Annotated in this window: 20 protein-coding genes (1 of these 20 running past the window's edge); 10 read left to right on the top strand and 10 right to left on the bottom strand. The window is 69.2% G+C overall.

Features of this window, described 5'->3' with window-relative positions; genetic code table 11:
- Positions 1-444: 444 nt before the first annotated feature.
- Positions 445-1,899 (top strand): sigma-54 dependent transcriptional regulator, encoded by a 1,455-nt coding sequence (locus tag ICG51_RS05185; protein ID WP_190281944.1) that lies wholly within the window; start codon positions 445-447, stop codon positions 1,897-1,899.
- 15 nt (positions 1,900-1,914) lie between these two features.
- Here the strand turns inward: ICG51_RS05185 and ICG51_RS05180 are convergent, their stop codons facing one another.
- Positions 1,915-3,528, bottom strand: coding sequence for an ATP-binding protein (locus ICG51_RS05180; protein ID WP_190281943.1), 1,614 nt, complete (start codon positions 3,526-3,528; stop codon positions 1,915-1,917).
- A gap of 144 nt (positions 3,529-3,672) precedes the next feature.
- Between ICG51_RS05180 and sucC the strand changes: the two genes are divergently transcribed.
- Positions 3,673-4,842: an ADP-forming succinate--CoA ligase subunit beta gene (gene sucC / locus ICG51_RS05175; RefSeq protein ID WP_190281942.1), complete on the top strand. Its 1,170-nt coding sequence runs from the start codon at positions 3,673-3,675 to the stop codon at positions 4,840-4,842.
- A gap of 110 nt (positions 4,843-4,952) precedes the next feature.
- Positions 4,953-5,828: a succinate--CoA ligase subunit alpha gene (sucD, locus tag ICG51_RS05170; RefSeq protein ID WP_187569472.1), complete on the top strand. Its 876-nt coding sequence runs from the start codon at positions 4,953-4,955 to the stop codon at positions 5,826-5,828.
- 137 nt (positions 5,829-5,965) lie between these two features.
- Here sucD and ICG51_RS05165 read toward each other — a convergent pair whose 3' ends face one another.
- A complete protein-coding gene (locus ICG51_RS05165; RefSeq protein WP_190281941.1) occupies positions 5,966-8,170 on the bottom strand; it encodes a sodium-translocating pyrophosphatase in 2,205 nt (734 codons plus the stop codon).
- 222 nt (positions 8,171-8,392) lie between these two features.
- Here ICG51_RS05165 and ICG51_RS05160 point away from each other — a divergent pair, with 222 nt between their 5' ends.
- Positions 8,393-8,896: a hypothetical protein gene (locus ICG51_RS05160; RefSeq protein WP_223809523.1), complete on the top strand. Its 504-nt coding sequence runs from the start codon at positions 8,393-8,395 to the stop codon at positions 8,894-8,896.
- Positions 8,897-8,903: 7 nt separating this feature from the next.
- Here the strand turns inward: ICG51_RS05160 and ICG51_RS05155 are convergent, their stop codons facing one another.
- The 3 genes from ICG51_RS05155 to ICG51_RS05145 form a co-directional block, all read right to left on the bottom strand.
- On the bottom strand, positions 8,904-9,128 hold the full coding sequence (locus ICG51_RS05155) for a DUF167 domain-containing protein (RefSeq protein ID WP_190281940.1): 225 nt from the start codon (positions 9,126-9,128) through the stop codon (positions 8,904-8,906).
- A gap of 93 nt (positions 9,129-9,221) precedes the next feature.
- Entirely contained in the window at positions 9,222-10,028 is an 807-nt protein-coding gene (locus tag ICG51_RS05150) for a CsgG/HfaB family protein (RefSeq protein ID WP_190281939.1), read from the bottom strand.
- Between the two features lie 66 nt (positions 10,029-10,094).
- Positions 10,095-11,351: a 6-phosphofructokinase gene (locus tag ICG51_RS05145; RefSeq protein WP_190281938.1), complete on the bottom strand. Its 1,257-nt coding sequence runs from the start codon at positions 11,349-11,351 to the stop codon at positions 10,095-10,097.
- Between the two features lie 115 nt (positions 11,352-11,466).
- Between ICG51_RS05145 and ICG51_RS05140 the strand changes: the two genes are divergently transcribed.
- Complete coding sequence (locus tag ICG51_RS05140) at positions 11,467-12,045, top strand: adenylate kinase (protein ID WP_028839199.1); 579 nt, start codon at positions 11,467-11,469, stop codon at positions 12,043-12,045.
- A gap of 122 nt (positions 12,046-12,167) precedes the next feature.
- Complete coding sequence (gene mpl, locus ICG51_RS05135; RefSeq protein WP_223809522.1) at positions 12,168-13,520, top strand: UDP-N-acetylmuramate:L-alanyl-gamma-D-glutamyl-meso-diaminopimelate ligase; 1,353 nt, start codon at positions 12,168-12,170, stop codon at positions 13,518-13,520.
- A gap of 85 nt (positions 13,521-13,605) precedes the next feature.
- Here mpl and ICG51_RS05130 read toward each other — a convergent pair whose 3' ends face one another.
- Positions 13,606-15,528, bottom strand: coding sequence for a bifunctional DedA family/phosphatase PAP2 family protein (locus ICG51_RS05130; protein WP_190281937.1), 1,923 nt, complete (start codon positions 15,526-15,528; stop codon positions 13,606-13,608).
- A gap of 59 nt (positions 15,529-15,587) precedes the next feature.
- Here ICG51_RS05130 and ICG51_RS05125 point away from each other — a divergent pair, with 59 nt between their 5' ends.
- The 3 genes from ICG51_RS05125 to ICG51_RS05115 are packed head-to-tail and all read left to right on the top strand — an operon-like array spanning position 15,588 to position 18,114.
- The gene (locus tag ICG51_RS05125; protein ID WP_190281936.1) at positions 15,588-16,409 is read left to right on the top strand and encodes an NAD(P)-dependent oxidoreductase; all 822 of its coding nucleotides are present in this window, start codon (positions 15,588-15,590) and stop codon (positions 16,407-16,409) included.
- Positions 16,410-16,460: 51 nt separating this feature from the next.
- Complete coding sequence (locus ICG51_RS05120) at positions 16,461-16,880, top strand: VOC family protein (protein ID WP_190281935.1); 420 nt, start codon at positions 16,461-16,463, stop codon at positions 16,878-16,880.
- Position 16,881: 1 nt separating this feature from the next.
- Positions 16,882-18,114: an acetylornithine transaminase gene (locus ICG51_RS05115; protein WP_190281934.1), complete on the top strand. Its 1,233-nt coding sequence runs from the start codon at positions 16,882-16,884 to the stop codon at positions 18,112-18,114.
- 4 nt (positions 18,115-18,118) lie between these two features.
- Here the strand turns inward: ICG51_RS05115 and ICG51_RS05110 are convergent, their stop codons facing one another.
- The 3 genes from ICG51_RS05110 to hemL are packed head-to-tail and all read right to left on the bottom strand — an operon-like array spanning position 18,119 to position 21,431.
- Complete coding sequence (locus ICG51_RS05110) at positions 18,119-19,246, bottom strand: PLP-dependent transferase (protein WP_190281933.1); 1,128 nt, start codon at positions 19,244-19,246, stop codon at positions 18,119-18,121.
- An 8-nt stretch (positions 19,247-19,254) separates the two neighbouring features.
- The gene (locus ICG51_RS05105; protein ID WP_223809521.1) at positions 19,255-20,139 is read right to left on the bottom strand and encodes an ion transporter; all 885 of its coding nucleotides are present in this window, start codon (positions 20,137-20,139) and stop codon (positions 19,255-19,257) included.
- An 8-nt stretch (positions 20,140-20,147) separates the two neighbouring features.
- On the bottom strand, positions 20,148-21,431 hold the full coding sequence (hemL, locus tag ICG51_RS05100) for a glutamate-1-semialdehyde 2,1-aminomutase (RefSeq protein ID WP_190282365.1): 1,284 nt from the start codon (positions 21,429-21,431) through the stop codon (positions 20,148-20,150).
- Between the two features lie 100 nt (positions 21,432-21,531).
- On the opposite strand from hemL, the gene ICG51_RS05095 reads away from it, so the two are divergent.
- Positions 21,532-21,723 (top strand): rubredoxin, encoded by a 192-nt coding sequence (locus ICG51_RS05095; protein WP_190282364.1) that lies wholly within the window; start codon positions 21,532-21,534, stop codon positions 21,721-21,723.
- Positions 21,724-21,744: 21 nt separating this feature from the next.
- On the opposite strand, the gene ICG51_RS05090 is transcribed toward ICG51_RS05095, so the two are convergent.
- Positions 21,745-22,096, bottom strand: the 3' portion of a protein-coding gene (locus tag ICG51_RS05090) for a DUF192 domain-containing protein (RefSeq protein WP_190281932.1). The gene runs 98 nt beyond the window's last position; the window shows 352 of its 450 coding nt (coding positions 99-450); its start codon lies off the right edge, out of view — the gene reads right to left on this strand; it ends in the stop codon at positions 21,745-21,747.

Below are 22,096 nucleotides of genomic sequence, written 5' to 3'. Positions count from 1 at the left end.
GTATCCCCTAGGGTTGGTTGGGTGGTTCACGTGCCGTGGTGCCCGCCGGTTACCGGTCCCGACTACGGGCGGTGACACGTGCGGAAGTTATAACGCAGGATTCATGCCAGAAGCGGACAGCGCGGCTTGGGCGCCAGTTCCGTGACCGGTATCACGCGGTTGGGGTCGTGCGCCGGCCGGAGTGTATGACAGATTGCGTCATCAAGTGACGTCAAGGGTCAACTTCCGATGCGTGATCTGGGTTGCGTGGTTCGGGGCGTTGTGTGCCGCCATGCCTGAGCCACGTCCCTCAATATAGTGTGCCGACCGGCTGCCCCGCGCATGTGGGAACGGCGCAAGGACAGGGCGGGTGCCCACCGCCGCCATCGCGGGCCGGAATGCCCGCATGTGCCATGCCTTGTCGCACTTGGACCCGGCGTGGCAACCGGTTATGGTTCCGGCAATATGAGTATTCCCCCCCGCAGCCCCCAAGCCAACGCCCCGATCTGTGCCCTGGTGGTCGATGACGAGCGCGACATCCGCGAACTGCTGGTGCTGACCCTGGGGCGGATGGGGCTGAAATGCGACACGGCCTCGTCCCTCCACGACGCGCGCGCGCTGCTCAAGCGCAACCAGTACGCGCTGTGCCTGACCGACATGCGCCTGGCCGACGGTTCCGGCATCGAGCTGGTGCAGGAAATCTCGCAGCTCTATGCGCAGACGCCGGTGGCGATGATCACCGCGTTCGGCAACCAGGAGGCGGCGGTGGGCGCCCTGAAGGCCGGTGCCTTCGACTTCGTCAGCAAGCCGGTTGACCTGGCGGTGCTGCGCGGGCTGGTCCAGCACGCGCTGAAGCTGGTGCCAGCGGCTCTTGCCGCTGGCGAGGAAGCGCCCAAAAGGGCGCCGGTGACCGGTGCGGTGGCCTCGCGGCTGCTGGGACAGTCCGCGGCGATGGCCGAGCTGCGCGCCACTCTGGGCAAGGTGGCCCGCAGCCAGGCGCCGGTCTACATCGCGGGCGAGTCCGGCGTGGGCAAGGAGCTGGTGGCGCGCACCATCCATGACGAGGGGATGCGCGCGGCCGGGCCGTTCGTGCCGGTCAACTGCGGCGCGATCCCGACCGAGCTGATGGAAAGCGAGTTCTTCGGCCATCGCAAGGGCAGTTTCACCGGGGCCCATGCCGACAAGACCGGCCTGTTCCAGGCGGCCGAGGGCGGCACGCTGTTCCTGGACGAGATCGCCGAGCTGCCGATGTCCATGCAGGTCAAGCTGCTGCGTGCGATCCAGGAGAAGTCGGTGCGGCCGGTGGGCGCCAATACCGAGGTGCCGGTGGACGTGCGGATCCTGTCCGCCACCCACAAGAACCTGGCCGCGCTGGTGGAGGAGGGCAGGTTCCGCCACGACCTGTACTACCGCATCAACGTCATCGAACTGCGGGTGCCGCCGCTGCGCGAGCGCCGCGAGGACCTGCCTGTGCTGGTGGACGCCATCCTCACCCGTTTGGCCGCAGCGCAGGGGCGGCTGCGGCCGGAGCTGCATCCGGACGCGATGGAGGCGCTGGCGCACTACACCTTCCCCGGCAACGTGCGCGAGCTGGAGAACATCCTCGAGCGCGCCTTCGCGCTGGCCGACGACGACGGCATCCGCGCCGCCGACCTGCGCCTGCCCGAAGCCCGCCCGGCGGCGCCGCCACCGTCGCTGGCGGCGCAGGCCAGTGCAGCGGCCGCCACCCTGGACCCCAGCCTGATCGATCCGCGCGAATCCGCCAGCAGTGCGCTGCCGGGCTTCATCGAGGAAGTGGAGCGCAAGGCGATCGAGCAGGCGCTGGTCGACAACCGCTACAACAAGACCAAGACCGCCGCCCAGCTGGGCATCACCTTCCGTGCGCTGCGCTACAAGCTGAAGAAGCTGGGCATCGACTGAGGCCGCGGCGCGCCGTCAGGCCGTATCGATCGCGCGTGCGCCAGCCAGGCGGATGCGGAAGCAGGCGCCGCCGGCGGGGATGGCGACGTAGCGCAGGTCGGCCTGGTTGGCCAGGCACATCTCCCGGGCGATGTAGAGGCCCAGCCCGGTGCCGTGGCTGGAGGTGGTGAAGAACGGACGGAACAGCTGGCCGGTGACGGCTTCGGGAATGCCGGGGCCATGGTCCACCACGTCCAGCAGCGGGGCGCCCTTGGCGTCGCGGTGCACGTGCAGGGACACGCGCGCCGGCTCGCCGGGCATGCGGCCATAGATCAGCGCGTTGTGCACCAGCACGGTGACCACCTGCTGCAGCTGCCGGCGGTCGACCAGGCAGGGCACGGGCCGGCCGTCGGTGCGGGCCTCGAGGGTGTCGCGGTCCAGCGGATGGCTGTTGCAGTAGTCGGCCACGAAGTGGCGGGCGAATTCGCCCAGGTCCACGTGCTCGGGCTGGGCGCGTTCGCGCCGGGCCAGCCCCAGCACGTTCTCGACGATGCCGTTCATGCGCCGGGTCTGCTGGTAGATGATCTCCAGCAGGCGGCGGTCGGCCTCGGGGATGTCGCGCGATTCCTCCAGCAGCTGGGTGGCGTAGCTGATCGCCGCCAGCGGGTTGCGGATCTCGTGGGCCAGGCTGGCGGAAAAGCGGCCGAGGGTGGCGAGAGTGAGACTTTCCGCCCGCCGCGAGGCCAGCTCGGCGTCGTCCAGGAACACCAGCACCTGGTCGCCTTCCGCCAGCAGGCGGGCGAAGCGCGGCAGCACCTCGGGCAGGTCGGCGGCCAGCTGCAGCGGCGTGGGGTCGTTGTTGCCGTCGCGCTCCCAGCGGCGCAGGCGGGCCTCCAGCGCCGGCGCGGCGGTGGCCAGCAGGCGCCGGCCCTCGCCGGCGTCCCCGAGTTGCAGCATCGCTGCTTCGTTTGCAAGGCGGATCTCGTCATCGCCGTCGACCAGCAGCACCCCGGTGCGCATGCGCCGGATGATCAGTTCATTGACCTCGGCCAGGTTGGCGACCTGGCTGCCGCGCTGTTCGGCCAGCGCCTGACTGGCGCGCAGCTGCCGGCCCAGCAGGCTGGTGAGGGTGGCGATCGCCAGGTAGCTGGTGGCGAACATCACCACTTCCACCGCCGGCCGGCCGTCGTCCTCGCCGACCGCGACGGTCCAGGCGTATTGCAGCAGCAGCGCCAGGCTGGCGGCACAAGCCACCAACAGGCCGCGGCGCAGCGGCAGCAGCAGGGCGGCGGCGCCGACGTTGAACAGCAGCATCATGGCGATGCTGGAGGCCAGCGACGGCAGTGCGTGCATGGCCAGGGCGGTGACCAGGATGTCGCCGGCCACGCCGGCCGCGACCTGGCTTTGCACCGCCCCACGGCGGCCGGTGGCGAACAGCAGCATCGCCCCCAGCAGGTAGGCCAGCGCCACCGCGGCCGCCAGCTGCGGGTGGCGCGGCTGCGCCAGCAGGTCGCCGACCGGGCCGAACACCGTCAGGCACAGCAGCGCGGCCTCGAACACCCGGTACAGGGTGAAGAAATAGAGCTCCCGCCGGATTTCGGCGTGGTGGACCGAGCGGGCGTCGGCGGTCGCGGCGTCAGGCGGGGCCATGGGGCCGAGTATGCGGGATGCGACGGGGATCGAAGCATGCCGCGCCGCAACACGTTAAAATGGCCGGCCGCCCGCGCCGGACCGGTTCCACCGGACACGCGGAGCGTTCCAGCCGTTATCGGCAAATTCCTCCCCGGGTGATCCATGAATTTCCACGAGTACCAGGCGAAGCAGTTGTTTGCCGATTACGGCATTGCGGTTCCGGCCGGGCGCGTTGCGTCCAGCGCCGACGAAGCGGTCGAGGCGGCCAAGTCCTTGGGCAACGGCCCCTGGATGGTCAAGGCGCAGATCCATGCGGGCGGCCGCGGCAAGGCCGGCGGCGTGAAGTTCTGCAAGACCACCGACGACGTGCAGGCCGCGGCTGGCAAGATGCTCGGCACCAAGATGGCCACCTACCAGTCCGCGGGCGTCGCTCTGCCGGTCAACCAGGTGCTGGTCACCACCGCCGGCGAGATCGTCAAGGAGCTGTACCTGTCCCTGCTGGTCGACCGCGACCGCAAGGCGATCACCTACATCGTCTCCAGCGAGGGCGGCGTCGACATCGAAGAGGTCGCCGCCAACACCCCCGAGAAGATCCACACCCTGACCGTCGATTACGTCGAAGGCGTGCAGCCCTACCAGGGCCGCGAGATCGGCTTCAAGATGGGCCTGACCGCCAAGCAGTCCAACCAGCTGGCCGGCATCATGGGCGGGCTATTCAAGCTGTTCAACGACAAGGACCTGTCGCTGGTCGAGCTGAACCCGCTGGCGATCCTGGACGACCAGAACCTGTACGCGCTGGACGGAAAGGTCAACTCCGACGACAACGCCACCTTCCGCCACAAGGACCTCGCCGCCATGCGTGACACCACGCAGGAAGACGAGACCGAGGTGAAGGCCAGCGAGCACGACCTGAACTACGTGACCATGGACGGCAACATCGGCTGCATGGTCAACGGCGCCGGCCTGGCGATGGCCACCATGGACGTGATCGCCCTCAACGGCGGCGCCCCGGCCAACTTCCTCGACGTCGGCGGCGGCGCCACCAAGGAGCGCGTGACCGAGGCGTTCAAGCTGATCCTGTCCAGCGACAAGGTGAAGGCGATCTTCGTCAACATCTTCGGCGGCATCGTCCGCTGCGACATGATCGCCGAGGGCATCATCGCGGCGGTCAAGGAAGTGGACGTCAAGGTGCCGGTGGTCGTGCGCCTGGAAGGCACCAACGTCGAGGCGGGCAAGAAGCTGCTGGCCGAATCCGGCCTGGCCATCACCCCGGCAGACGACATCAACGACGGTGCCCGCAAGGCCGTCGCCGCTGTGGCCAAGGCGGCCTGACCCCACACCTGTAGGAGCGCACCGCAGGGGCGCGATCGCGTTTTGCCGGATCACGCCAAAAGCATCGCGCCCCTGCGGTGCGCTCCTACGACAGCAAAGGATTCAATTCCATGTCCGTTCTCATCAACAAGAACACCAAGGTGATCGTGCAGGGCTTCACCGGCCAGCAGGGCACCTTCCACGCCACCCAGATGGTGGAATACGGCACCCAGGTCGTCGGCGGCGTCACGCCCGGCAAGGGCGGCACCACCCACATCGAGCTGCCGGTGTTCAACACCGTGGCCGAAGCCGTGGCCTCCACCGGCGCCGACGCCTCCGTGATCTACGTGCCGCCGCCGTTCGCGGCCGACGCGATCCTGGAAGCGGCGGCTGCCGGCATCAAGGTCATCGTCTGCATCACCGAAGGCATCCCGGTGCTGGACATGCTGCGCGTCAAGAACGTGTTGAAGCAGCACCCGGACGTGGTGCTGGTGGGCCCGAACTGCCCCGGCATCATCACCCCGGGCGAGTGCAAGATCGGCATCATGCCGGGCCACATCCACCAGAAGGGCAAGATCGGCATCGTCAGCCGCTCCGGCACGCTGACCTACGAAGCCGTGAAGCAGACCACCGCCGCTGGCCTGGGCCAGTCCACCGTGATCGGCATCGGCGGCGACCCGATCAACGGCCTGAACTTCGTCGACTGCCTGAAGCTGTTCAACGAAGACCCGCAGACCGAAGGCATCATCATGGTCGGCGAGATCGGCGGTGCGGCGGAAGAAGCCGGCGCCGAGTACATCAAGAACCACGTCAAGAAGCCGGTGGTCGGCTTCATCGCCGGTGCGTCCGCGCCGAAGGGCAAGCGCATGGGCCACGCCGGTGCGATCGCTTCCGGCGGTTCGGGCACGGCCGAAGGCAAGTTCGCGGCGATGGAAGCCGCGGGCGTCACCACGGTGAAGTCGCCGGGCGACCTGGGCGCGGCCATCGCGGCGCGCCTGGCCAAGTAAGCCTGCGTTTCATCCGCACGACGCAAAGGTCGCCTCCGGGCGGCCTTTGTGTTTCCGGTGCCGGCCCACTGTCGTCGCGGTGTGCAAAAGAAAACGGCGGCCCGAAGGCCGCCGTTGTCGTGTCGCGTGACGCGGGCCTACTCGGACGCCTTGGCGTCGTCTGCGTCGGGCGTCGCTTCGTCTTCCGTCGCCTGCGCGGGCGCGGCCTCCGCCGGTGCGGCCATCGGCGTCGCCATCGCGGCGGCATCGTTGGCCGGGGCTTCCATCGCTACCGGCGCAATGGCCGCTTCGCCACCACCGGCATTGACCGGCAGCAGCGGCACGATCAGCAGCGCCACGATGTTGATGATCTTGATCAACGGGTTGACGGCCGGGCCAGCGGTGTCCTTGTAGGGATCGCCGACGGTGTCGCCGGTCACCGCGGCCTTGTGCGCCTCGGAACCCTTGCCGCCGAAGTGGCCGTCCTCGATGTACTTCTTGGCGTTGTCCCACGCACCGCCGCCGGTGGTCATCGAGATCGCCACGAAGATGCCGGTGACGATGGTGCCGATCAGCAACCCGCCCAGTGCCTGCGGGCCCAGCGCCAGGCCCACGATCACCGGCACCGCGACCGGCAGCAGCGAGGGCACGATCATTTCCTTGATCGCCGACCTGGTCAGCATGTCCACGGCCTTGTCGTACTGCGGCTTGCCGCTGCCGTCCATGATCCCCTTGATCTCGCGGAACTGGCGGCGCACTTCCTCGACCACCGCGCCCGCCGCGCGGCCCACGGCTTCCATCGCCATCGCGCCGAACAGGTACGGGATCAGGCCGCCGATCAGCAGGCCGATGATGACCATGTGGTTGGACAGGTCGAAGGTGAAGCTGATGCCCGGATGCGCGGCCTGCAGGTTGTGGGTGTAGTCGGCGAACAGGACCAGCGCGGCCAGCGCGGCCGAGCCGATAGCGTAGCCCTTGGTCACCGCCTTGGTGGTGTTGCCCACCGCATCCAGCGGATCGGTCACCGCGCGCACTTCCGGCGGCAGCTCCGCCATCTCGGCGATGCCGCCGGCGTTGTCGGTGATCGGGCCGTAGGCATCCAGCGCCACGATCATGCCGGCCATCGACAGCATGGCGGTGGCGGCGATCGCGATGCCGTACAGGCCGCCCAGCTCGAACGCGCCCAGGATCGAGGCGCACACCGCCAGCACCGGCAGCGCGGTCGACTTCATCGACACGCCCAGGCCGGCGATGATGTTGGTGCCGTGGCCGGTGGTGGAGGCCTGCGCGACGTGCTTGACCGGCTTGTACTGGGTGCCGGTGTAGTACTCGGTGATCCACACGATCACGCCGGTCAGGACCAGCCCGATCAACGCGCACCAGTACAGGTTCATCGCACCAAAGGACGAATCCGCCATCAGCGAGGTGGTGATCGGGTAGAACGCCACCGCCGCCAGTACGCCGGAGACGATCACGCCGCGGTACAGCGCGCCCATGATGTTGGGGCTGCTGCCACTCACCTTCACGAAGAACGTGCCGATGATCGAAGCGATGATCGAGGCGCCGCCCAGCACCAGCGGGTACAGCACCGCGTGCTGGCCGACGGTGGCGACCATCAGCCCGCCCAGCAGCATGGTGGCGATGACGGTCACCGCGTAGGTCTCGAACAGGTCGGCCGCCATGCCGGCGCAGTCGCCCACGTTGTCGCCCACGTTGTCTGCAATTACCGCCGGGTTGCGCGGGTCGTCCTCGGGGATGCCGGCCTCGACCTTGCCCACCAGGTCGGCGCCGACGTCGGCGCCCTTGGTGAAGATGCCGCCGCCCAGACGCGCGAAGATCGAGATCAGGCTCGAGCCGAAGGCCAGGCCGACCAGCGCGTGCAGCGCTTCGGCTTCGGTGGCGCCGAGGTGTTTGGTCAGCACCGTGTAGTAGCCGGCCACGCCCAGCAGGCCCAGCCCCACCACCAGCATGCCGGTGATCGCGCCGCCCTTGAAGGCCACGTCCATCGCCGGGCCCATGCCGCTGCGCGCGGCCTCGGCGGTGCGCACGTTGGCACGCACCGAGACGTTCATGCCGATGTAGCCGGCCGCGCCCGAGAGCACCGCGCCGATCAGGAAGCCGATCGCGGTGTGCCAGCTGAGGAAGAACCCGATCAGCACCAGCAGCACCACGCCGGCGACGGCGATCGTCGTGTACTGGCGGTTGAGGTAGGCGCGGGCGCCTTCCTGGATCGCGCCGGCGATCTCCTGCATGCGTTCGTTGCCGGCGGGTTGTTTGTTGATCCAAGTAGCGGCCCACAGGCCATAGAGGATCGCGACCACGGCACTGGCCAGTGCCAACACCAAACCATATTGCTCCAGCATGAAACCCCTCCCCGGAGTGTTCGAATGGAAGACATCAGGTTGTCGTGCCCACCCGCAGGCGGGCGACGTCCGACTATCGCACACACGCACCGGCACGCGTGAGCCGCCCGGCCTCGAGCGGGGCGGTGACGGTGATCCCGGCAGTGCGGCCCCGCGTGGCGATGCGATTCAGGCTGTGCGTGCCAGTCTGGCCATCCGATCCGTGTTGCCGAGGCTGTTCCCATGTTGCGACTGCACACGCTCTGCGCAGGCCTGCTCGCCGCATCCGCGGCCGTTGCGGGCGACGGCGCCCCGGAAATCCAGCGCCCGCCCGCCACCCCGCAGGCCGTTGGCGTGGTGCATACCCTGCGCACCATTCCGGAGGCCTGCACCCGCCTGGAAGGCCGCTTTACCGCCGATGGCTCGGCTCCCTACGCCCTCGCCGCGGTGCGTACCGGGGCGCGCTGCCAGTCGCGCGCCGCGCTGCAGGAGCGGGCGCCTGCGCCCGGCGCTGCGGGCTGGGTGCTCAACGACCTGATCCGCGTACCCAGCGCGGCATGCCCCTCGCGGCAGGCAGTGATCCGGGTCTGGCGCAAGCCGGCGGGCGGCGCCGTGCCGAGGATGGACGCGCAGGGCAAGGCCCGCGTCTATCTCAAGGACGGGCTGGATGCCGCATCCGCAGGCCAGCTGGGGGAGATCCCGCAGTACGCGGTGGCGATGGCGCTCGAGGGCAAGGCCTGCCGCTGAGGCGGGTTCAGTCCGGCACCAACACGCGCTTGAGCTTGCTGCCGGCGCCGGTCTTGATGGTGACGGATGATTTCGTGCAGCCGAAGGTGCGCGCCACCAGCTCGACCAGTTCGGCGTTGGCCTTGCCATCGACCGGTGGCGATTTCAGCTGCGCCAACCAGGTGCCGTCGTCCTGCTGGGTGAGCGCGGAGACGCGGCTGTTGGGTTTGGCTTTGACCTGCAGGATCGGCATGTGCACAAGGATCGCACGCGGTGTGCGCCCGCAAAAAGCGAACGCCCGGTCGGGCCGGGCGTTCGCGGTGAACCGTGTTGCGATGGAGCGGTGTCAGTCGCCGACCTTGAGCGTGCCACCCTTGCCCAGGCCGCCCTTGACCTGCTGCGGCTTGTAGTCGCGCATGGCCACGACCAGGTTGTTGTAGGCATTGGCGAACGCCGCGGCGATGGTCTTGCCTTCGGGCGTGTTGCTGTAGCCGCCAAGCGCGCCGAAGCCGTTGCTGCCGGCGCCGCCGATGCCGATGCCGAAGCTGGTCTTCTTGGCCGCGCCTTGGGCCACGCCGATCTGCACGCCCGAGCGGTTGTCGATCATGGTCAGCATGGTTTCGGCCTTGCCGAACTTCAGGCCGCCGGCCAGCGCGCCAACCGCGCCCAGCGCGCCGCCGAAATGGCCGAGCGCACCGCCGATACCGCCCGCATTGCTCTGCGAGAAGTTGATGCTGGGGTTGATGGTGTAGTCGGCGGCGACCATCTGGCCCTTGCCGAAGTTGCTGCCGCCGCGGATTTCACCGCTTTCCTGCAGCGCACGTTCCTGCATCATGTTCTGCATCGCGCGGCCGCGTTCCACCACCACGAAGCAGTTGGACTGCTGGATCAGCATGCGGATCACCGGCACGGTGGAGGGCAGGCGCAGGTCGGAGGTCAGGTAGCGGTACCAGTCGCCTTCCTGTTCCTCGACCACCGCGACCGTGCCCATCGGCTCGTCGCAGGACTCCAGGTTGATGGCGGCACCCTTGGCATTGGCGCCACCGGCGGCACCCTGCGGGTCGGTCTTCTTGCTGCTCCACTGGGCGTGCGCGGGCACGCTGGTGGCGGCCACGGCCAAAGCCAGCGCGGCGGCGGTGAATGCGGTCTTCATGGTGTCCCCGTTCGATGTGATGGGCGTCGCGGAATGCGCGCGGTGGTGAGTTTAAACCGGAGGCGCTCAGTCGCTCCAGCCCGGAAGCCTGCGACGCAACTGCCGCAGCTTGGGAATAACGTAATTCGGCAGTCCGTCCCGGCCAAATGGCGGATAGGCCTCGCCCGCTACCAGCGGGGTCAGGTAGCGGCGCGCCGCTGCGGTGATGCCGTAGCCGTCCGCGCGGATGAAGCCCTTGGGCATGGTTTTCTCGTGGTTGGCGATGCGGGCCAGCGGGGCGATGTCGATATGCCAGCGGTAGGGCGCGTCACTGTCGCGCACGATGACCGGCATCACCGCGTTCTGCCCCGACAGTGCGCACTCGACCGCCGCCCTGCCCACCGCCAGCGCCTGCTCCAGGTCGGTGGCGCTGGCCAGGTGGCGGGCCGACCGCTGCAGGTAGTCGGGCAGCGCCCAGTGTACTTTGTAGCCCAGCTTGTCCTTGACCCGCCCGGCCAAGTGCGAGGCCACCCCGCCCAGCTGGGTATGGCCGAAGCTGTCCTTGCCGCCGCCGGCATCGGCGACGAACGTCCCGTCGGCGGTGCGGATGCCTTCGCTGGCCACCACCACGCAGTAGCCGATCCGCTTGACCACGGCATCGACCCTGGCCAGGAAATCGGCCTCGTCGAACACCCGCTCCGGGAACAGGATCAGGTGCGGCGCCTCGTCCTTGCCTTCGCCTGCCAGGCCGGCCGCCGCTGCCAGCCAACCGGCATGGCGGCCCATCGCCTCGTAGACGAACACCTTGGTGGAGGTTTCCGCCATCGCCGCCACGTCCAACCCGCATTCGCGCACCGACACCGCGGTGTACTTGGCCGCCGAGCCGAAGCCCGGGCAGCAGTCGGTCACGGCCAGGTCGTTGTCCACCGTCTTCGGCACGCCCACGCAGGTCAGCGGATAGCCGAACTCCGCGGCCAGTTGCGACACCTTCAGGGCGGTGTCGGCGGAGTCGTTGCCGCCGTTGTAGAGGAACCAGCGCACGTCGTGGGCGCGGAAGACCTCCAGCAGGCGCTCGTACCTGGCGCGGTCGTCGGCCAGCGACTTGAGCTTGAGCCGGCAGCTGCCGAATGCGCCGCCGGGGGTATGCGCCAGGCCCTTGATCTCGGAGGCGGTCAGGGTGGAGGTGTCCAGCAGCTCTTCGCGCAGGGCCCCGAGGATGCCGTTGCGGGCGGCCAGGACCGGCACCTTGCGGGCGCGGGCGGCCTGCAGGACGGCGGAGGCGGTGGCGTTGATGACGGCGGTCACGCCGCCGCTCTGGGCATACAACAGGGTACCGGCGGGCATGGAAAATCCTTCGGAATGGGTCTGGAACGACGGCCGGATGCGTTAAGCTGGCCGGGTAGCGGGGGTTCGGGTGCAGTCTAACGCCGCCCCGCCTGTCCCTTACTGGAGTGATTCGATGCGATTGGTTCTGTTGGGCGCGCCGGGTTCCGGCAAGGGCACCCAGGCGACGCGACTCAAGGAACATCTGCAGGTTCCGCACATTTCCACCGGCGACCTGCTGCGCGCCGAAGTGGCCGCCGGCACCCCGCTGGGGCTGCAGGCCAAGGAGGTGATGGCACGCGGCGACCTGGTCAGCGACGAGATCCTGCTGGGCATGCTGCGCTCGCGCTTCTCGCAGGAAGACACCCGCGCCGGCTTCATCCTGGACGGCTACCCGCGCAATCTGGCACAGGCCGCTGCGCTGGACGAACTGCTGGCCAGCCTGGGCCAGAAGTTCGATGCCGCGGTGCAGCTGGCGGTGGACAACGAGCAGATCATCGAGCGCCTCGCCGGCCGCGCCAAGGCGGAAGGCCGCGCCGACGACACCCCCGAATCGGTGCGCCACCGCCTGAACGTGTACGACGAGAAGACCGCGCCGGTGATTGACTATTACCGCCAGCACGGCCAGCTGACCGTGGTGGACGGCGTCGGTTCGCTGGACGATGTGTTCGCCCGCATCATCGAGGCGATCCAGCCCGGGCACGACGTCGGCTGACACTGCCCGACACGTGCGAAAGCGGGGCGGCGGGTGCGTCGGCCCCGCAACCAAGCGAGTATCGGGGAGCGACTTGCGGGGCCGACGCACCCGCCGTTCCGCACCCTCCCGGAGCCCATGACGTGAAACTCCATATCCTCGGCATCGCCGGTACCTTCATGGGCGGCGTGGCCGCGCTGGCGCGCGAACTCGGCCATGCCGTCGAAGGCAGCGATGCCAACATCTACCCGCCGATGTCCACCCAGCTGGAGCAGCTGGGCATCGCGCTGCAGCAGGGCTATGCGGCCGGCAACATCGGCGCGGACTGCGATGAAATCATCGTCGGCAACGCGCTGTCGCGCGGCAACCCGGCGGTCGAGCATGTGCTCGATGCCGGGTTGAAGTACACCTCCGGCGCGCAGTGGCTGAGCGAGCGCGTGTTGCCCGGCCGCGACACCCTGGCGGTGGCCGGCACCCACGGCAAGACCACCACGACGACCATCCTGGCCTACCTGTTGCAGGCCGCGGGCCGCGAGCCGGGTTTCCTGATCGGTGGCGTGGCCGAGGACTTCGGCGTGTCGGCGCGGGTGGGCACGGGCCGCGAATTCGTGGTCGAGGCGGACGAGTACGACACGGCTTTCTTCGACAAACGCAGCAAGTTCGTCCACTACCGCCCGCTGGTTGCGATCCTCAACAACCTGGAATACGACCACGCCGACATCTTCCCCGACGTGGCCGCGATCCAGCGCCAGTTCCACCATCTGGTGCGCACCGTGCCCGGTCGCGGCCGGTTGATCGTCAACGGCCACGACGCGCACCTGCGTGAAGTGCTCGCGATGGGCTGCTGGACGCCGGTGGAGCGGTTCGGCTTCGATCCCGCATTCGAATGGAGCGCGCGCAAGCTGGCCGAAGACGGCAGCCGCTTCGCGGTGCTCCACGCTGGCACCGAGCTAGGCGTCGTCGACTGGCCGCTGCTGGGCGACCACAACGTGCTGAATGGCCTGGCCGCGCTGGCGGCATGCGCGGCCGTGGGCGTGGACGTCGCGAGGGTCATGCCGGCGCTGTCGGGCTTCCACAGCGTCAAGCGACGGCTGGAGGTGATCGGCGCGCACGCTGGCGTCACCGTGTATGACGACTTCGCCCACCATCCCACCGCCATTGCGACCACGCTTTCCGGGCTGCGGGCGAAGGTGGGCGATGCCCGCATCGTGGTGGCGATGGAGCCACGCAGCAATTCGATGCGCCTGGGCGCGCACGCCAATGCGCTGGCGCCGTCGCTGGATCTGGCCGACGCGGTGGTGTTCCTCGCCCGGCCGGAACTGCCGTGGGACGCCGGCAAGGTGATCGCGGCGCTGCGTGGCGAAGGCCATGCCGTCGCCGACGCCGATGCGTTGCTGGCCGCGCTGGGCGGCATCGTGCGCGCCGGCGACCACGTGGTGTTCATGTCGAACGGCGGCTTCGACGGCGCGCCGCGCCGGTTTTTCGCCGCGCTCTGAAGCCTCGTTTCGGATCTTTTCCCCGCGCGGGAGAGGGTTCAAGCAGGACGAGTGTGGAGCGCTCCTGCGCCGGCAGGATTCGCGTTCAGCGCGGATGCGCCAGCGCCCGCAGCGCCGGGGGATCGCCCAGCGCCAGCAGGTCTGCCGGCAGCGCATGCGCCGGCGGGTCCGGCTTCCACAGGTTCAACAGGTACAAGCGGCGACGCAGCTGCATCACGTCATAGCGTGCCACCCACAGCGTGCTGCCGTCGTCCAGCCGCACCGGGGCCGGCCAGATGCGCAGCACTTCGATGCGTTCTGGATCGTTGCGATCCGCGCGTCGCAGCAGCAGCCGTTCGGGATGTGCATCCAGCGCCAGCGGCAGCACCGGGCGCTGCGCCGGCGACAGGTCGTCATCCAGCAGTCCGAGCGCAGCCACCCAGTCCGCCGCCGGTTGCACCCGCCAGCCGCGCGCCTGCAGGCGCTGGCGCAGCAGTTCGATGTCGCCAGCGATTTCCAGATCGAAGCGCTGGTGATCCTCGCCGAGCCCCTGCGCCTGCCAGCGGCGTGCGTCCAGCACCTGTGCAGGCGGCGGTGGCTCGAACTGCGCCAGCGTCTGCGGTGCGCTGCGCGGCGCGTACCAGAGGGCGGCGAGCAGGAAGCTGCCGTAGAAGGTCCAGCCCAGCGGACGCATCCAGAAGGAGCGCTCGCTGTGGCTGCGGTAGGCGATGCCGATCAGCAGCACCCACAGCGCGCCCAGCAGCACGCCGCCGACGATGTCCGACAGCCAGTGCGCGCCCAGGTACAGGCGGGCGAAGCCGACCAGCGCAGTGGCTATCCCGGTGAGCAGGTAGGGCCAGACCCGCTGCCGGCCCGGCAGCTCGCGCGCGATCAGTACCGCGAAGAAGCCGAACACCACCGTGGTCATGGTCACTGCGACCGACGGGAAACCGAAGCCCGCAGCAGCGGTGGGCGGGCGCGGCATGTCGACCAGCGCCTCCAGTCCTTCGGTCAGCCCCAGTCCCACCGCGATGGCGATCAGCCAGTGCACCGCCGCCTTCCAGCGCCGCCGCCACAGCAGCCACAGCATCGCCGACATCGAGGCCAGCCCCAGCACGGGCGCGCTGCCGATCGCCGCCAGCGTGGCCATCATCCGGTCGGCCAGCGGATTGCGCAGGGTGAACATCAGCGCGTGCACGTCGTGGTCGGCCAGCAGCGGACCGCCGCGCAGCATCAGCGAGGCGCTGAACCACGCCCATAGCCATGCCACCGCGAACAGGCAGACCGCGAGCAGCAGCAGCGGCGCCGATTCCGGCCGGCGGCGGTCGATCAGCGCCGCGGCATAGCGGCCCAGCCACGGATGCCGGCGGCTCCAGCGCAGCAGCCGCGCCAGCAGACTGTCGGCGTTCATCGCGAACCAGCGCCAGCTGTACAGCACCACTGCCCAGGCCAGCGCCAGCGCCGTCAGCAGGCCCAGCAGCACCAACGCCAGCTTGTCGGCCACCGCGGCCACGGCATCGTAGGCCTGGCCCAGCGCCCAGCCCGGCAGCAGGAACAGCACCGCCCACGACAGGCAGGCCACGCCGCTGGCCTGCAGGTAGCGCGGCAGCGGCATCCGCGACATGCCGGCGATGGCGGGCACGAACGGCCGCACCGCGCCCACGTAGCGGGCGATGAAGATGCTCTTGACCGCGTTGCGCCGGAACAGCGCCTCGCCACGGTCCAGCAGTTGCGGATAGCGGCGGAACGGCCACACCCCGCGCAGCGCATTGCCCCAGCGGCGGCCGATCCAGTAGCTCAGGCTGTCGCCGGCGAAGGCGCCCAGCGCGGCGCAGGCCACAGCGTAGGGGCCTGCGATCTCTTCCATGCCGATCAGCACGCCGATGGCGATCATCAGCGGCAGTGCCGGCACGATGGCGCCCAGCACGATCACCGCGTCGCTGAATGCGATCACGAAGATCAGCAGGCCGGCCGCCTGCGGGTGCGCGCCGATCCACGCGACGATGTTGTCGAACCACGCGCTTTGCATCGGCGGATTATAGGTGGCGGAGGCTACACTTCCGTTCGTCGATACCACGGTGAATGCGCATGACCACGCTTTCCGGCAAGACCCTGTTCATCACCGGCGCCTCGCGCGGCATCGGCCTGGCCATCGCGCTGCGCGCCGCGCGCGACGGCGCCAATGTCGCCATCGTCGCCAAGTCGGACGTGCCCAATCCCAAGCTGCCCGGCACCATCCACAGCGCCGCACGCGCCGTCGAGGAGGCGGGCGGTCGCGCGCTGGCGCTGAAGTGCGACATCCGCGAGGAAGACGAGGTGCGCGCGGCGGTCGCCGCGACCGTCGATGCCTTCGGCGGCATCGATATCCTGGTCAACAACGCCAGCGCGATCTGGCTGCGCGGTACGCTGGATACCCCGATGAAGCGCTTCGACCTGATGCAGCAGGTCAACAGCCGCGGCAGCTTCCTGTGCGCGCAGGCCTGCCTGCCGCATCTGCTCGCCGCGCCGAACCCGCACATCCTCACCCTGTGCCCGCCGCCCTCGCTGGAACCGAAGTGGTGGGGCCCGCACACCGCCTACACCCTAGCGAAAATGGGCATGAGCTTCGTCACGTTGGGTCTGGCCGCCGAATTCGGCCCGCGCGGCGTGGCGGTGAACGCGCTGTGGCCACGCACCCTGATCGCCACCGATGCGCTGAACATGATCCCCGGCGTTGCCGCCGGCAACGGCCGCAAGCCCGAGATCATGGGCGACGCCGCGCACGCCGTGCTGACCCGCGAGGCCGCCGGTTTTTCCGGCAACTTCCTGATCGACGACCAGGTGCTGCGCCAGGCCGGCATCAGCGATCTGTCCGGCTACGCGCAGGACCCGTCGATGCCGCTGCTGCCGGATCTCTACATCGATCCCTGAACCGGGCTTCGTGGGATCATCTTGCGATCCCCCTCTGAACGGAATCCAGCCATGAAATACCTGCACACGATGGTGCGCGTACGCGATGTCGATGCTTCGCTGCGCTTCTACTGCGAAGGCCTGGGCCTGCGCGAAACCCGGCGCATGGAAAACGAAGCGGGCCGCTTCACCCTGATCTTCCTCGCCGCCGACGAAAGCCCGGACGCGGAGATCGAATTGACCTACAACTGGGACGCCGACGAGGACTACGGCAGCGCCCGCAACTTCGGCCACCTTGCGTTCCGCGTCGCCGACATCTACGCCAGCTGCCAGCACCTGCTGGACATGGGCTACACCATCAACCGTCCGCCGCGCGACGGCCACATGGCGTTCGTGCGTTCGCCGGACCTGGTCTCGGTGGAGCTGCTGCAGGATGGCCACCTGCCGCCGCAGGAGCCGTGGGTGTCGATGCCGAACACGGGAGTCTGGTGAGATGGCACGCGACGCGAGCGTGGAGGAGCTGCTGGCGCTTGGGCGCGACGTGCTGCTGCCGGTGTACCGCCAGCGCGAGATGATCATGGAGCGCGGGCAGGGTGCGCGGGTGTGGGACAGCGAAGGCCGCGAGTACGTGGACTTCGGCGCCGGCATCGCCGTCTGCAGCCTCGGCCACTGCAACCCGGAACTGACCGCCGCGCTGGTGGAGCAGGCCGGCAGGCTCTGGCATACCAGCAACGTGTTCTACAGCGAGCCGCCGCTGCGGCTGGCGCAGGAACTGGTGGCGGCCTCGCGCTTCGCCGAGCGTGCGTTCCTGTGCAATTCCGGCGCCGAGGCCAACGAGGCGGCGATCAAGCTGGTGCGCAAATGGGCCGCATCGCACGGGCGCGGACCGGAGCGCCGCGTCATCGTCACCTTCCGCGGCAGCTTCCACGGCCGCACTCTGGCGGCCGTCACCGCCACCGCGCAGCCCAAGTACCAGGAAGGTTACGAGCCGCTGCCCGACGGCTTCCGCTACGTCGATTTCAACGACATCGCGCAGCTGGAAGCGGCGATGGCCGGCGGCGACGTGGCCGCGGTGATGCTGGAGCCGGTGCAGGGCGAAGGCGGGGTGATGCCGGCCGCGCCCGGTTACCTGCAGGCGGTGCGCGCGCTGTGCGACCAGCACAAGGCGCTGCTGGTGCTGGACGAGATCCAGTGCGGCATGGGCCGCAGTGGCGCGCTGTTCGCGCACTGGCAGGACGGCGTCACGCCCGACATCGTGACGCTGGCCAAGGCCTTGGGTGGCGGCATGCCGATCGGCGCGCTGCTGGCCGGCCCCAGGGTCGCGCAGGCGATGCAGTTCGGCGCCCACGGCACCACCTTCGGCGGCAACCCGCTGGCATCGGCAGTGGCGCGCGTGGCGCTGCGCCGGCTGGGATCCGCCGAGATCGCTGCCAACGTGGCGAAGCAGTCGCAGGCGATTCGTGACGGCATCGAAGCGATCAACCGCGACCTCGGCTTGTTCGCCGAAGTGCGCGGCCGCGGCCTGATGCTGGGCGCGGTGCTGAAGCCTGAACATGCGGGCAAGGCCGGCGCGATCGGCGACCTTGCCGCCGCGCATGGCCTGCTGCTGCTGCAGGCCGGGCCGGACGTGCTGCGTTTCGTGCCGGCGCTCAACATCGGCGATGCCGATGTCGCGGAAGGGTTGGCGCGGCTGCGCAAGGCGCTGGACGCTTTCGTCGCAGGCTGAGTCCTCAGCCCAACGCCTGCTGGAAGTCGGCGACCAGGTCGTCGCCGTCTTCCAGACCCACCGACACCCGCAGCAGGTTCTGCGGCGAGCGCGGGTTCGGGCCTTCCACCGAGGCGCGGTGTTCCACCAGCGATTCGCAGCCGCCCAGCGAGGTGGCATTGGTGAAGATGCGTAGCCTGCCGGCCACCGCCAGCGCGGCTTCGCGGCCGCCGCGCAGTTCCACGCTCAGCATCGCGCCGAAGTCGCGCATCTGCGCCGTGGCGACCGCGTGCCCCGGGTGCGTGGGCAGGCCGGGCCAGTTGACCCGCGCCACCGCCGGATGCGTCGCGAGGAACGTCGCCAGCTTTCGCGCATTCGCGCAGTGCATCGCCATGCGCGCGCCCAGCGAGCGGCAGCCGCGCAGGATCAGCCAGGCGCTGAATGGTGCCAGCACCGCGCCGGTCACGTGCAGGCGGTGCGCCACGTGCTTCGCGAACTCGTCGTCACGGGCGAACACCAGCGCGCCGCCGAGCACGTCGCTATGGCCGCCGAAATACTTCGTGGTCGAGTGCATGACGACGTCCGCGCCCAGCGCCAGCGGGCGCTGCAGCAGCGGCGTGGCGAAGGTGTTGTCCACCACCACCCGCGCGCCGGCCGCGTGGCCGATGCCCGCGAGCGTCGCGATGTCGCTGATCTTCAGCAGCGGGTTCGACGGCGTTTCGACCCACAGCATCGCCAGCGGCGTGGCGCAGGCCGCGCGCACGGCGTCGAGGTCGGCCATGTCCACGGTCCCGACCACCAATCCCCGTTCTGGCAGGAACTCGCCGAACAGCATGCGCAACCCGCTGTAGCAGTCGTCCGGGAACAGCACGTGGCTGCCGGGCGGCAACGATTCCAGCAACGTGGTCATCGCGGCCATGCCGGAGGCGAACGTCAGCGCGGTCGCGCCGCCTTCCAGCGCGACCAGCGCTTCGCGCAGGCGGTCGTTGGTGGGATCGCCCTCGCGCTGGTACTCGTAGCCGGCGATGCGCTCGCCAGCGGGACCATGGCGGAAGGTGGTGGCCAGGTGGATCGGCGGCGCCACCGCGCCGGTGGCGGGGTCGGCATGGTTGCCGGCGTGGACGGCGAGGGTGCAGGGACGGTGCGTGGTCATCGCGAGCCTCAATCGTGTGGGGGCAGGGCTTCGCCGCATTTGCGGCAGAACCAGGCATCGTCGTCGTGTTCGCCCAGGCTGCACTGCGGGCAGCGCAGTTGCACGCGGCCACGCGAACGCATGGTGCGGGCCAACTCGGCGCTGTAGATGCCGGTCGGCACCACGATGATGCTGTAGCCGATGATGATGAGCATGGAGGCGAGGAAACGTCCCAGCCCGGTGGACGGCGACAGGTCGCCGTAGCCCACCGTTGCCATCGTCACCACCGCCCAGTACATGCCGGAGGGGATGCTGACGAAACCACGCTCCGGGCCTTCGACCACGTACATCAGCGCGCCGAAGATCACCGCGATGGTGAGCAGGGTGAGCACGAAGATCAGGATCTTGCGCCGGCTGCGAATCAGCGCGTGGGTGAGCATGCCGGCTTCGTCGGAATACTTGACCAGCTTGAGCACGCGGAAGATGCGCAGCAGCCGCAGGATGCGGATCACTGTCAGCGACGCGCTGGCGGGGAACAGCAGCGACAGGAAGGTCGGCAGGATCGCCAGCAGGTCGACGATGCCGAGGAAGCTGCGCGCATAGCGCAGCGGCTCGCGCACCACCCAGACCCTTGCGGCGTACTCCACCGCGAACACCAAGGTGAATACCCACTCGGCCAGGTAGAGCTGGAAGTGCCAGCGCGCCTTGATCTCCGGGTCGCTGTCCAGCAGCACCACCAGCACGCTGGCCAGGATCACGCCGATCAGCGTGAGGTCGAAGTTCCGCTCGCCGCGGCTCTCGTGGTGGAACATCAGCCGGTACAGCCGGAAGCGCCATCCTTCGCGGCTGGCAGGCTGGTGGATGGGGGTGAAGAAATCGCCTCCGCCCGTACCCGTCTGCGGCTTGTCGTCCACGGCGCGGGTCAGATCGCGGCGAAGGCGGCGCGCGCCGCGTCGATGGTGGCTTTGATCACTGCATCGTCGTGCGCGCCGGACAGGAAGCCCGCCTCGAATGCCGACGGCGCCAGGTACACCCCGCGCTCGCGCATGGCGTGGAAGAAGCGGTTGAATGCGGCGCTGTCACAGGCCATCGCCTGCGCGAAGGTGTCCACTTTTTCCGCACTGAAGAACAGGCCGAACATGCCGCCCACGCGCTGGGTGGTGAAGGCGACGCCGGCATCGCGCGCGGCGGCCTCCAGTCCGTCGCACAGCGCGTTCGTCTTCGCTTCCAGCGCGTCGTAGAAGCCCGGCGCCTGCACCAACTCCAGCATCGCCAGGCCCGCCGCCATCGCCACCGGATTGCCGCTCAGGGTGCCGGCCTGGTAGATCGGGCCGGCCGGTGCGATCTGCCGCATCAGTTCGCGGCGGCCGCCATAGGCGCCTACCGGCATGCCGCCGCCGATCACCTTGCCGAAGGTGGAAAGATCCGGCGTCACCCCGTAGCGCGCCTGCGCGCCGCCCAGCGCGACGCGGAAGCCGGTCATCACCTCGTCGAAGATCAGCAGTGCGCCGTGTCGCGTGCACAGGGCACGCAGGTGCTGCAGGTAGCCCTCGCGCGGCGGCAGGCAGTTGGCGTTGCCGACCACCGGCTCGATGATGAGCGCGGCGATGTCGCCGCCGCATTCGTCGAACAGGCGCGTCGCCGCTTCGGAATCGTTGTACGGCAGGGTCAGGGTGAGGTCGGCCAGCGCCTTGGGCACGCCCGGCGAAGTAGGCACGCCGAAGGTCAGCGCCCCGCTGCCGGCCTTGACCAGGAACGAGTCACCGTGGCCGTGGTAGCAGCCCTCGAACTTGACGATGCGGCTGCGCCCGGTGGCGCCGCGCGCCAGCCGGATCGCCGACAGCGTGGCCTCGGTGCCGGAGTTCACCATGCGCACCATCTCGCAGCTGGGGATCAGCCGGGCGATGGTCTCCGCCATCGTCACTTCCAGCGGGTTGGGCGTGCCGAAGCTGAGGCCGTTGCGCGCGGTTTCGATCACCGCCTCCAGCACCTTCGGGTGGTTGTGGCCGACGATCATCGGCCCCCACGACCCCACGTAGTCGATGTAACGGTTGCCATCCACGTCGAACAGGTAGGGGCCGTCCGCGCGCTGCACGAAGAACGGCTCGCCGCCCACCGACTTGAACGCACGCACCGGCGAGTTGACGCCGCCGGGCATCAGCTGCTGGGCGCGGGAAAACAGGTCGTGGGAGCGTTCGGTGCTGATCGGCATGGCGGGTCTTCGGAAGTGGTGTGGGGTGGCGGGCGGCTTCCGCCATCCGGTGCAGGATGGGACAATCGCGGCCCGCCCGCCAATTATCGCCCCGATGTCGACTCCCGGTCCTGATCGTCCCTATCGCAGTTGGATGTGCGTGGTCTGCGGCCACGTCTATGACGAGGCGCAAGGGGCCCCGGAAGACGGCATTCCGCCGGGCACGCGCTGGGAAGACGTGCCGGACACGTGGACGTGCCCGGACTGCGGCGTGACCAAGGACGACTTCGAACTCTACGAAGGCTGATCGCCTTCGCTCGCGGGTGGGTCAGCGCGCCGGCGTCGGGATGCCGGGGCCGAAGGTCAGCGTGGCGCCGTCCTGCAGCTTGAGCTTCTCCGCCTGTCCCGCATTGAGTTCGAGCACGTAGCGTGCTGGCGCATTGCTGGGATAGGACGGGCACGCATCGCCCAGCGAGCACGGCGGGACATCCCGCTGCTGGGCCACCAGCTTGCGGTCGTTGTCGAAGTACAGGATGTCCAGCGCGATCCTGGTGTTTTTCATCCAGTAGGCCTGCGGTTCCTGGGTGTCATGGACGAACAGCATGCCGCGGTCTTCGGCCATCGCATCCCGGAACATCAGGCCGCGCGCGCGCTCGGCGTCGTCGTCCGCCAGCTCCACG

The sequence above is a fragment of the Thermomonas sp. XSG genome (assembly GCF_014678725.1).
Lineage (GTDB): Bacteria > Pseudomonadota > Gammaproteobacteria > Xanthomonadales > Xanthomonadaceae > Thermomonas.
Note: the sequence above shows the minus strand (reverse complement) of the source record. Positions and strands in the feature narration are given on the sequence as shown.

Bases quoted from the DNA above. Each gene is read 5' to 3' on its own strand.
- ICG51_RS05095 (WP_190282364.1), top strand. From the start codon at position 21,532: ATGTCGACTCCCGGTCCTGATCGTCCCTATCGCAGTTGGATGTGCGTG.
- sucD (WP_187569472.1), top strand. From the start codon at position 4,953: ATGTCCGTTCTCATCAACAAGAACACCAAGGTGATCGTGCAGGGCTTC.
- ICG51_RS05140 (WP_028839199.1), top strand. From the start codon at position 11,467: ATGCGATTGGTTCTGTTGGGCGCGCCGGGTTCCGGCAAGGGCACCCAG.
- ICG51_RS05110 (WP_190281933.1), bottom strand. From the start codon at position 19,246: ATGACCACGCACCGTCCCTGCACCCTCGCCGTCCACGCCGGCAACCAT.
- ICG51_RS05130 (WP_190281937.1), bottom strand. From the start codon at position 15,528: ATGCAAAGCGCGTGGTTCGACAACATCGTCGCGTGGATCGGCGCGCAC.
- ICG51_RS05120 (WP_190281935.1), top strand. From the start codon at position 16,461: ATGAAATACCTGCACACGATGGTGCGCGTACGCGATGTCGATGCTTCG.
- sucC (WP_190281942.1), top strand. From the start codon at position 3,673: ATGAATTTCCACGAGTACCAGGCGAAGCAGTTGTTTGCCGATTACGGC.
- ICG51_RS05145 (WP_190281938.1), bottom strand. From the start codon at position 11,351: ATGCCCGCCGGTACCCTGTTGTATGCCCAGAGCGGCGGCGTGACCGCC.
- ICG51_RS05165 (WP_190281941.1), bottom strand. From the start codon at position 8,170: ATGCTGGAGCAATATGGTTTGGTGTTGGCACTGGCCAGTGCCGTGGTC.
- ICG51_RS05155 (WP_190281940.1), bottom strand. From the start codon at position 9,128: ATGCCGATCCTGCAGGTCAAAGCCAAACCCAACAGCCGCGTCTCCGCG.
- ICG51_RS05185 (WP_190281944.1), top strand. From the start codon at position 445: ATGAGTATTCCCCCCCGCAGCCCCCAAGCCAACGCCCCGATCTGTGCC.
- ICG51_RS05150 (WP_190281939.1), bottom strand. From the start codon at position 10,028: ATGAAGACCGCATTCACCGCCGCCGCGCTGGCTTTGGCCGTGGCCGCC.
- ICG51_RS05160 (WP_223809523.1), top strand. From the start codon at position 8,393: ATGTTGCGACTGCACACGCTCTGCGCAGGCCTGCTCGCCGCATCCGCG.
- ICG51_RS05115 (WP_190281934.1), top strand. From the start codon at position 16,882: ATGGCACGCGACGCGAGCGTGGAGGAGCTGCTGGCGCTTGGGCGCGAC.
- ICG51_RS05125 (WP_190281936.1), top strand. From the start codon at position 15,588: ATGACCACGCTTTCCGGCAAGACCCTGTTCATCACCGGCGCCTCGCGC.
- ICG51_RS05180 (WP_190281943.1), bottom strand. From the start codon at position 3,528: ATGGCCCCGCCTGACGCCGCGACCGCCGACGCCCGCTCGGTCCACCAC.